Source organism: Bacillus sp. SIMBA_074, from assembly GCF_046534555.1.
Taxonomy (GTDB): domain Bacteria; phylum Bacillota; class Bacilli; order Bacillales; family Bacillaceae_G; genus Bacillus_A; species Bacillus_A mycoides.
In genome coordinates this window covers 1-9,033 of sequence record NZ_JAWRYM010000058.1, presented here as the reverse complement: position 1 = coordinate 9,033, position 9,033 = coordinate 1, and the positions used below count along the sequence as shown (strand labels likewise).

Below are 9,033 nucleotides of genomic sequence, written 5' to 3'. Positions count from 1 at the left end.
GAGAATTTTAAAGAATTAAGGACTAGTCTATTAAAAAAAATCACTGACGAAGTATAACTTTTTACTTCCTAAATCGATAATTATGTGAACAAGAAAGTCCCCCAGTTAAACAATCTGGAGGACTTTTAATAGTCTTCTAAATACATTGAATCCCTATAATAGGACTTTATGTTAACTTACTCTAAATATTTATTCATAAAGATTTTTCTATAACTTTTAATTAATCTATCATTTTTAAGTTTAGGGATTAAAAATGATAGATTAATTAAAAGCCTATTTATCATTTGAAATTAGTAAAATAGCGACAAACTCCTACTTAAACACTAGAACAACTAAAATTTTAAGGGCTAATAACCCTTTAAGTACTTCTTACTATAGAGACAATTGAACCCTAGTAAAATTTCATAGTATTAAAAATTAATTACCAATTTGTCTATTACAATTAATACTTCTCAACATATCCTATCTTGAGAAGTAGTTAGAGAGTTATTTTTAAAAACTCTTTTTCTACTTTTTTAGTTTAATAGGAAAGGAAGATATAAATGCCAGAACATCATGATGAAATCCGTACTTTGTTACGTGCATTTCAATTAGTTGGAGCAAGAGTCGTATTATTTTTACCATCATTCCATGTAGAGGGTCTTATCACTCGAGTTGGAGATGAATTTGTTACTCTTCGTGGTAATGGGGATGAAGTTGAAGTAGAAAGTAATGCTAATGGTGAAGACCTTGAAAATCCAAACCAAATTAGTGTTAAAATCAGTTCAATTTTATCTGTTAGTGATGACCAAGGAGCATAATAAATAAAGTCAAAAAATGCAATGGGTATTTATAATCCCATTGCATTTTTTATTTCATTTCACAAAAATTTAATTGGTATGAATTAGCCTAAAATATCATGTTAAAAATCACTTGTATAGAAAAAAATTTTGGCTTGTTTAGTATCTTTTTTATTATCACTCTTTTACATAATATGTTTACTATATAATACAACCCTTTATAGGAGGTGTTTAGGTGTGTCAGTTTTGTTCAAATCAAAAAAATATTAAACAACCTAAATTCAGATTGTTTAATATAAATCCTATCCCTTTTCATACTCCACCAAGATCACAAAAAAATCCTGCGGTTTCATCAAAAACAGCTCATACTCCACTAAAAGCACAAGAAAATCCTGTGGTTTCACCAGAAACAGCTCATACTCCATCAAAAGCACAAAAAAAGTCTACTGTCTTATTAAAATTCCCAAAACCCTCCGCACCTCAAACCGAATCAAAAAAATTCAAAATAAAACAAAATAGTTCGCAATCAATATTTAGTAAAGAAATATCTAAATATCAAATCGATACGTCTAAAAATATTACAGACGTTACAAATGAAATACAAAAACTTTTACATGGTTATCAATTAATTCATTTACGCATCATAGTATTTTTAGAACAAATTCATATTAAAGGTTTTATAATGAATATTGATAAAGAATCAATTACTATTATTGGGCCAAATGTACAAGTAAAAGATAATTCAACTAATAAAATTATAAAATCTCCAAATAAAATTAATATTAAAATTAACTCCATTCAAGCAATTAGTGATACAGGAAACTTTCTTAAAAAAATAATGTAAACGGATTTAAGATTTGAAATTTGCTTTTTGGCTAGAGGACTGGCTCGTCGTGTGGGGGCGAAACCCCACGTATTACGTATCTATTTTTTGAATAAGAACTATCTTGAGACGAATGATCTAGGCGGTTCGGCTCGTATACTTGCTTGTCCAAGTCGAGAACCATTGCTTTACTTTTTGTCTGTCGGCTTGGCGAAAAAAGCATATCGAGCCGAAAAAAGTTTTGCAAGGACAAAACCAAAAAAAAAAGGCGGTAGCCTTTAGGTGAGGATTAACGAACCGACTTTTTGATTTTGAGGGTGGAGATTTTTGAATGATTTTTTCAAAAATACAACCCGTTCCTTGCGGAACTTTTAGCCCTATATATAAGAGTGAGAAGAGCAAAGTAAAAAAAGCCAGTAATAGCAAAGGTTTATAGAAGATAGGGTGTCAAAAAAAAGCGACACCGGTGTCAAAAAAAAATGACACCTAAAAAAAGGTAAATAAACAAAAAAAAAAGAACGCAAGAAAATTTTTGCATTCTTTTAAAATAAATAAATGGGTAATTTATGTTTTTTCTTTCCTTGATCTTCAACTTTAAAATTCCTTAGTGAATCCCTAAAAATATGTTGAGTTGCTTTATCTATTCCATCTTTAGGAGAGCAACACATAACATTTGGATTTACAAACCATGTACGACTAGTACAAACCCGTCCATCTTCAGTTGTAACACCTGATTGTGCAACTGCTAATACTCCCTTTTTTAATAAACCATTCATAACACTAGAAATACTTTGACGAGTCATTTTAAACTTTTCAGCTAAATATGTAGGTGATGCTGGATTATTTGTCTCACGTTCTACAAGAACATTGGTTTTAAACTCTACAGATGAAGTTAATTTAAATAAAAAAGCTTCTTCCTTACTACTTAAATAACCTATTTCAATTAGATAATCTATATTATCCATTATAATTTGCACAAATCTCACCCGATCTGTAGGTTTTTTCTTTTTACCAATGAAATATTCTTCCCCACCAGATATTTTACTTAACATCTGTAAAAGCATAGCTCTTTCTTCTTCTGAATAACCACCAGTTTGCAACTGATCATAAATACTATCAATCTTACTATCTCTTATTTTTGCTTTTTTTTCAGCTTGTCCAAAATCTACAACTTTTGTCATAAAATAATTCTCTCCCTTAGTGGAAGGAATCAACTTTTATATGTTAGAATGTATATAGAATATATATTGGTTGATTCCAACCTTATTATGAAAAACCGCCTGCCGTCCAAAGCATGGGCGGTTTTTCTCGTTTATACGTCTTTCTTTATAATAACATGAAACACCTTGTTAAAGCTTTCCATCTCTTGCAAAAACACAACATTCAATCCTCTTTTTCTTCTTCAAACTCATGCAATTCAATGTTTTCACCATCATCATTCCTATCTTTCCCTATCAAAATTTTGATGTCTCCTCATTTCTCTCTTATGTTCACGTTCAAATTGATTATCTACACCCTTGCCAACCAATTCATTTTTAACAAGCTCTCTAAGAGCCTTAAATTGCTCTTTAAAAACTTTTTTCGTTTGTTGATATAAAACCTTTATGTTTGTCTGTAAATCTCTTATATGAGTCTTTAACGAACCTATTTCAGTATTTAATTTTCTATTTTCTTCCCTCAATACTAGATTTATCTTTTGAGATTCTTTTAAAGAATCATACAAACTATCAACTTGATTATTCAATTCCTTATTTTCTTTTACCAAATCCGTATTCTGCAAACGCTCATAATCTTCTTTTATAGTGACTGCTGCAGTTATCAATTCTTCTACTTTTTCGAGTTGCTTTGGAGAAAAAACATAATTGCCTGTCTCTTTTTCAATGATTTCAGGTTTACCAATTAATTTTGGTTTTACCTCTGTCTTGATCTCTTTCTTTTTGGTCTTTAACGTAATTTTATTATTAGGTAATCGCTTGCTTATCTCGGTAAATTGATTCTCTATATTAGAAACTGCTTCAGCATATTCCTTGTATTGGCGGACTTTCATGTACTTATGTGAACCTACATTCGCTCGTTCAAATTCTGGAATATGTTTTTTAGCCAAAGATTCAATATAAGCCGTTTCTAATTGTCTCCAATTCGCAATTAGTTCCGTCCCTTTTCCTTGTACGCCTTGTTGTTGCAAGGCTCTGTCCATTCCGACACGCCTCGTTAATCCTCGACTACTTTCGAAATTCGGTACATAGTTAATATGTAAATGCGGATTTGCTTCATCATCATGTAAAACCATGTTATAGACTGCTAGATTTGGATTTCGTCCTTGAAACGCCTCTGCATACTGTTTTAACGCTTCTTTTTTAGCTTCCCTATACTTTGGGTCATCTTTACCCTCTCCAACCGCTACAACCAATTCTCGTTGCTCATGTGTCTTTTCATTTTTATGTATTTTGTCATAGTAGTCCTGGATCTTACGGTCATTTCGTTTTTGCTTCTCATTGTACTTGTCCACCGCTTCTTGAAAGATATCCTTGTATACACTTCGGATATCCTTTTGAACAAAGTAGATATTCTCGTCTAACCTGGATGGATCGATGCCAGGATTCCCATAAATGTTTTCTCTGTTATTATGGCTTAATGAACTTTGGTGAGATTGATTAAATGAGATAGAGAACAACATAAAGTTCCACCACTTCCCCTAGATTAATTGATACAATAAGTTTAGCAAGGCGACGAAATTGTGTCAATTGACGTAACCCTATACGTATTTTGACGCTAACGCATCAAAATCCATAGGGGTCTGCGACGCTTTTCGGCTTTGCCGAGCCATGCTTAGCATGGCAAAAACAAATCTTGGGCTTTGCCCAAACCCACTGGGGAACTCTTCCCCAGACCCCATCTAACAAACTCCCCCAACCCCCTCATTTTTTGAGGGGGCTCCCTCGCCGGTAGGCAGGGTCAAAAGGTACCTTTTGACAACCACAAGAGGGTCTGGGCGTAGTGGGTCTGTCAACTCCTTAATGCTCCTTCACTTCACTATCGTTTCGTTTTGTCCGCTTACCATTGACAGACACGAAAGAATATTTTCTCATTAATATAAAGAAATATTCATGCTACTATATTCTTAATAATTACATAAGGAGCTTCAATTAAATGAACAAGAAAAAAATAGGTTTATTAATTTTAGTAATCATTATTCTTTGGTTTGTATTTCCTCTTTCACCTTATTTAACAGATTTAAATCATACAGAACAAAAGTTATATGATAAATTACAAAAATCCCAAGATATTTATACACTAAAAGAGCAAAAACCTAAAACAGTAGTAAGATTATATTTACATTCAATACAAGAAAAAAATTATGAAACAACTTATCTTTTCTATAAAAATGATGAAAAAATGACCAAGGAAAAGAAACAATTTTTAAAAGAGGCACCTGAATTTCATGAAACAATTCTATCATCTTTTAGATTTGCAAGATCCTCTGTAGTAATAAACGAAGATTACAAGGATTCCGCAGTTATTAATATGCCCCCATGGATAGGTACAGACATTCAATTCCATATGTATCAAAAAAATGAAACATGGTTTATATACGACGTTCCTTTTCAATAATTGAATAACATATCTTATTCAAAAATAGCCTATTAAGTTTTTTCAGAAAGTAGGAAAAGATAAATGAAAAAAATAGTGTTAGGAATATTGTTTATATTTGTAAGTGTGTGCATCTATTTTGTTTTAATAGAACCTGAAGAAAAAATAAAACTAACTTCTGATACGATTTCAAAGATAAAATATCTAGAAACAGATTCGGTTGCTGAAGGTATTATTAAAGATTATGGTCAAGATGCAAAAGATGTATTTCAAAAACTAACTAGTTCAAAAAAGGTTGTATCAAAAACAGATTTTTGGAAGAAAAAGATTTTCGAAAACTCTTCTAATATTTCTCAGCGTACTATTGATTTTTCATTAGATAATGGAGAAAAGATTACATTTGAAATATTGGCTTTTGATATAGAAGGACATAATAACGAATCGTATATTCGACGTACAGGAGATTCTACTATTTATCACTTAAATGCAGAGCATACTGAAGAGATACTGATGCAATTTACTAATCGTTAATATTGATAATTACTTTAGACCTAAGATCATACTGCTAAACACATCTATTAACACTATCTTGAAAAGCACTTGTGAAACTATCAAAAGTGCTTTTTATTTTTCATTAAAACGAATGTAAACTTTTGAATATTAGTTTACATTCGATTATCCTTAATCATTGAATTCTAGCCAATTCTCCTGATACCCTCATTTTATATAAAAAAAGTATACATTCAAAACACTGTAAATAAAGAGATAATAGAAACTATAAACAAAAAATCTTATTATTTATCTTTAAATATAAAAAAGCATCTAAATAGATGCTTTTTTAATTCCTAACAAACTTAAAAATAGCTAAAACAGAAGCGATGACAGTAAAAATGTCTGCATCTTGCGTAGGATATTGATGAAATATTTCTTGAATTTGTTTATTCCATTCATAAAATTTCATTTCTCAAATTCCTCTCCATTATCATCTATTAGTAAATATATTAAAATTATACGAAAAAAAATAAAGAAAATATACTCTAGTTAACATAACCCCACTTAGCAGAAGTGCAATTATTTGTAGAAATATAGATTTTGCTAAACGATTACTTTTTATTAAGCCACTTGATAATAAAATATGAAGTTATCAAAGCTATTCTATTAAACCAAATATATCAAGAAAACTCATAGTAGTTATTATTGCGATAACTGCTATAAGAAATTTAAATCTGAATTTAATCTTAATACCTAGCTTATCTGGAATAAAATATATTCCCAAACCCATACTAATACGTCCTATTAATAAATATAATTGATATAAAAATTCGTTATTTATTTTTGCCTTAATATACACTTTACTGTAATCAAACAATAGGAAATATATTAAAATTATAATTAAGTAGAGAATAAATAATTTCACATAGTTTCTCAGTTTAGTTTTTCTCAAAATACCCCATACTCCTTTTAGATGTTCAATCAATTTATAAATTTTTTTATTAAATACCAATCTGATATGAAGTTCACATAATCACCGTTATCAGAAGTAAAATTAAAACTTTTTCAACTCAAAAATAGCTAATTTTATCAAGTGTATGCTCTACGCTCTTCTTTATCATTTCAAACTCTGGATGCTTTTGCATACGGAAATGTAAACTTCTTAGAAATAATTTAGTATTCGCGTAAAGAATCCAATAATTTTCAACGGCTAATTCTTTATTTTTCTGTTCTAAGTAATTTGAAATTCCCTCTATGTATTCAATCAACTCATTTTCAGGCAATCCTCTTTGTAGCATTGCAATGATTGGAGTTATTAATCTTTCGTCTTCATCATCATGATATGCATACTCGTATACGTGTACTTTATTTATAATGATAGTTAAAATGTTTTTGTATGCACCTTGATCAAGTTTATGACTTTTTACTAACTCATCTAAAACATCGGCACCGTGCGCTATACTATGTGCCCAGCCTTTATCTTTTACATAGCCTCTCAGATCTTGCTCCATCAACATATACTTCAAAAGACAATCTTTGACCAATAATACAGTGTCCTGTGATAGAAAATCTTTTCGATTATCTGCATCAAGAATTAAAGCAATCAAAAGTGTACTAAATGAACGAGTAAACACTGAATCGTCTTCTTTTAATCTAATTCCCTTAAATAAATATTTATCATCTAAGATAGTTGCCAACATTTGTTTTAGATGACTTTGACTTAAATAATTATTTGTAATTATCTTACAAAAGTTTCTGTATATCAGTTTATCTCTTAATTCTGAGTCAAGGGATCCTAGGTGTTTTAACATATAAGTAGTTAACTCAATAAGATTTATGTTTTGAAAAGAAAACTCTTTCTGTTTTAGTTCAATTAATCTATTTTTTAATGTAATTTCATCCATGTGTCTTCTCCCTAAAAACGTATTTCTTACATTGTATACCATATTCGTGTGAAGTTAACATAACGTCTCATTATCAGTAGTAAAAGAAAAAAACACCGGTATTACACCAGTGTTTTTTTCTTTTCTCCTTCTTGATAAAAAGCATATAAATTATAAGTTAATGCAAATAAAATTAGTACAAACAATACATAATTATGAATCTGAGCCGTTCCATTTATCATTTTACGTACATCACTTAGTAATCCTATTGTACAAAGAATTAATAATACAATAGTAGATCCCTTTAATTTCATAATATCAACCCCTTTAAACTTTAAATGTAAATAATATTATATTAAACTATATTTTACCACTTAATATTTATAATTTCACTTCATACATTCCTTTAATAATGCGAATCTTTCTATTTTCCTTTCTAGCATATATTGCTTGTTCAGATGACTATTTAGATGTTCGGGTGTTAAACTAGTTGTATATTATCTAAACAGCCATCTGAACAAAAAAACAAGGAAACCCTTGTCAGCTATAGAATTGTTTAGTTGTTTAAATAGTGTTTAGTTCAGATGTTTAGAAGGATGGTGACCTGAACAGTGCAACAAAAAGACTGGTTATCAGCTGAAGAAGTAGCCAAGGAAATAAAAGTATCAGCTATGACTATAAAACGAAACTGTCAAACTTACAGTAGTTTTTTAAAATTCCAACAAGGTGAAAAGAACAAATATTTAATCCATCAAGAATGTATACCTGTTTTTCAATTTATAGCTAAAATGAGAAATAAAAGAAACCTCCAAACAAAACAAATTATTGAGCTCCTCAGTAAAGAAGGATTCCCTAAATTTATAGATATTGAACCTATCCAAACAACTAAACAACAACCTGAACAAATCCAAGTAGGACAAGAAGTTGTAGCTGTTCAGGAGTTAGATAGAATTGTTGCTGAAAGAGTATCTGAACAACTTAAAAAACATGAAGAAAATTTAAAGGAATGGTTAGCTGAACAGCAAAAACAACAACAAGATTTTCAAAAAGCTGTGATTCAAAGAATGGATGAACGTGACCAAAACCTAATGACTATGATCCGTGAAACCCAGGAGACTAAAAAATTGATTGCAACCACCAAACAAAAAAAATGGTGGCAATTTTGGAAATAAAAAAAGCCTTGCATATAAGCAAGGCTTTTTTTATACAGAATTCTATACAGATTTTTGTACTAATACAGGATATTCGTAAGCCTTAAAAACCCCAGAATCTCCACAATGTATAAAAACATGTATAAGATGATAAAAATAAAAAACGGACAAACCTAATAACATCAAAGGTTTGTGCTTTTTATTTGCTACTGATAATGAGACGTTATGTAAATTAGCAATGAATAGAATATACAATTTTATCGTGGTATTTTAATTATATAATTGTATTAGAAAGTAGGTACTGATTTTGAAAA

At 30.0% G+C, this 9,033-nt stretch carries 10 protein-coding genes; 5 read left to right on the top strand and 5 right to left on the bottom strand.

Annotated features, from left to right (window positions below; all coding sequences use genetic code 11):
• Positions 1-542: 542 nt before the first annotated feature.
• Positions 543-800 carry a hypothetical protein gene (locus tag SB773_RS29525; protein ID WP_088044848.1) on the top strand — a complete coding sequence of 86 codons (258 nt, stop codon included), beginning with the start codon at positions 543-545 and terminating at the stop codon, positions 798-800.
• Positions 801-1,014: 214 nt separating this feature from the next.
• The gene (locus tag SB773_RS29520; protein ID WP_088044847.1) at positions 1,015-1,623 is read left to right on the top strand and encodes a hypothetical protein; all 609 of its coding nucleotides are present in this window, start codon (positions 1,015-1,017) and stop codon (positions 1,621-1,623) included.
• Positions 1,624-2,144: 521 nt separating this feature from the next.
• Here the strand turns inward: SB773_RS29520 and SB773_RS29515 are convergent.
• Positions 2,145-2,783, bottom strand: coding sequence for a MarR family transcriptional regulator (locus SB773_RS29515; protein WP_131247406.1), 639 nt, complete (start codon positions 2,781-2,783; stop codon positions 2,145-2,147).
• Positions 2,784-3,043: 260 nt separating this feature from the next.
• On the bottom strand, positions 3,044-4,279 hold the full coding sequence (locus SB773_RS29510) for a plasmid recombination protein (RefSeq protein WP_410593743.1): 1,236 nt from the start codon (positions 4,277-4,279) through the stop codon (positions 3,044-3,046).
• Between the two features lie 473 nt (positions 4,280-4,752).
• On the opposite strand from SB773_RS29510, the gene SB773_RS29505 reads away from it, so the two are divergent.
• Entirely contained in the window at positions 4,753-5,214 is a 462-nt protein-coding gene (locus SB773_RS29505) for a hypothetical protein (protein WP_410593741.1), read from the top strand.
• Positions 5,215-5,277: 63 nt separating this feature from the next.
• Complete coding sequence (locus tag SB773_RS29500; protein ID WP_410593739.1) at positions 5,278-5,724, top strand: hypothetical protein; 447 nt, start codon at positions 5,278-5,280, stop codon at positions 5,722-5,724.
• A gap of 619 nt (positions 5,725-6,343) precedes the next feature.
• Here SB773_RS29500 and SB773_RS29495 read toward each other — a convergent pair.
• From SB773_RS29495 to SB773_RS29485, 3 genes are all read right to left on the bottom strand, one after another.
• Positions 6,344-6,637 carry a hypothetical protein gene (locus SB773_RS29495; RefSeq protein WP_002130303.1) on the bottom strand — a complete coding sequence of 98 codons (294 nt, stop codon included), beginning with the start codon at positions 6,635-6,637 and terminating at the stop codon, positions 6,344-6,346.
• Positions 6,638-6,755: 118 nt separating this feature from the next.
• Positions 6,756-7,589 carry a DUF2785 domain-containing protein gene (locus SB773_RS29490; protein WP_410593737.1) on the bottom strand — a complete coding sequence of 278 codons (834 nt, stop codon included), beginning with the start codon at positions 7,587-7,589 and terminating at the stop codon, positions 6,756-6,758.
• A gap of 101 nt (positions 7,590-7,690) precedes the next feature.
• Entirely contained in the window at positions 7,691-7,882 is a 192-nt protein-coding gene (locus SB773_RS29485; RefSeq protein WP_410593735.1) for a hypothetical protein, read from the bottom strand.
• Between the two features lie 297 nt (positions 7,883-8,179).
• Here SB773_RS29485 and SB773_RS29480 point away from each other — a divergent pair, with 297 nt between their 5' ends.
• Positions 8,180-8,740, top strand: coding sequence for a DUF3967 domain-containing protein (locus SB773_RS29480; protein WP_286097096.1), 561 nt, complete (start codon positions 8,180-8,182; stop codon positions 8,738-8,740).
• The last annotated feature ends 293 nt before the right edge of the window (positions 8,741-9,033 follow it).

What these genes read in the sequence shown, in the direction of transcription:
- SB773_RS29505 (WP_410593741.1), top strand. Translation starts at nt 4,753, where the DNA reads ATGAACAAGAAAAAAATAGGTTTATTAATTTTAGTAATCATTATTCTT.
- SB773_RS29515 (WP_131247406.1), bottom strand. Translation starts at nt 2,783, where the DNA reads ATGACAAAAGTTGTAGATTTTGGACAAGCTGAAAAAAAAGCAAAAATA.
- SB773_RS29510 (WP_410593743.1), bottom strand. Translation starts at nt 4,279, where the DNA reads ATGTTGTTCTCTATCTCATTTAATCAATCTCACCAAAGTTCATTAAGC.
- SB773_RS29500 (WP_410593739.1), top strand. Translation starts at nt 5,278, where the DNA reads ATGAAAAAAATAGTGTTAGGAATATTGTTTATATTTGTAAGTGTGTGC.
- SB773_RS29525 (WP_088044848.1), top strand. Translation starts at nt 543, where the DNA reads ATGCCAGAACATCATGATGAAATCCGTACTTTGTTACGTGCATTTCAA.
- SB773_RS29490 (WP_410593737.1), bottom strand. Translation starts at nt 7,589, where the DNA reads ATGGATGAAATTACATTAAAAAATAGATTAATTGAACTAAAACAGAAA.
- SB773_RS29485 (WP_410593735.1), bottom strand. Translation starts at nt 7,882, where the DNA reads ATGAAATTAAAGGGATCTACTATTGTATTATTAATTCTTTGTACAATA.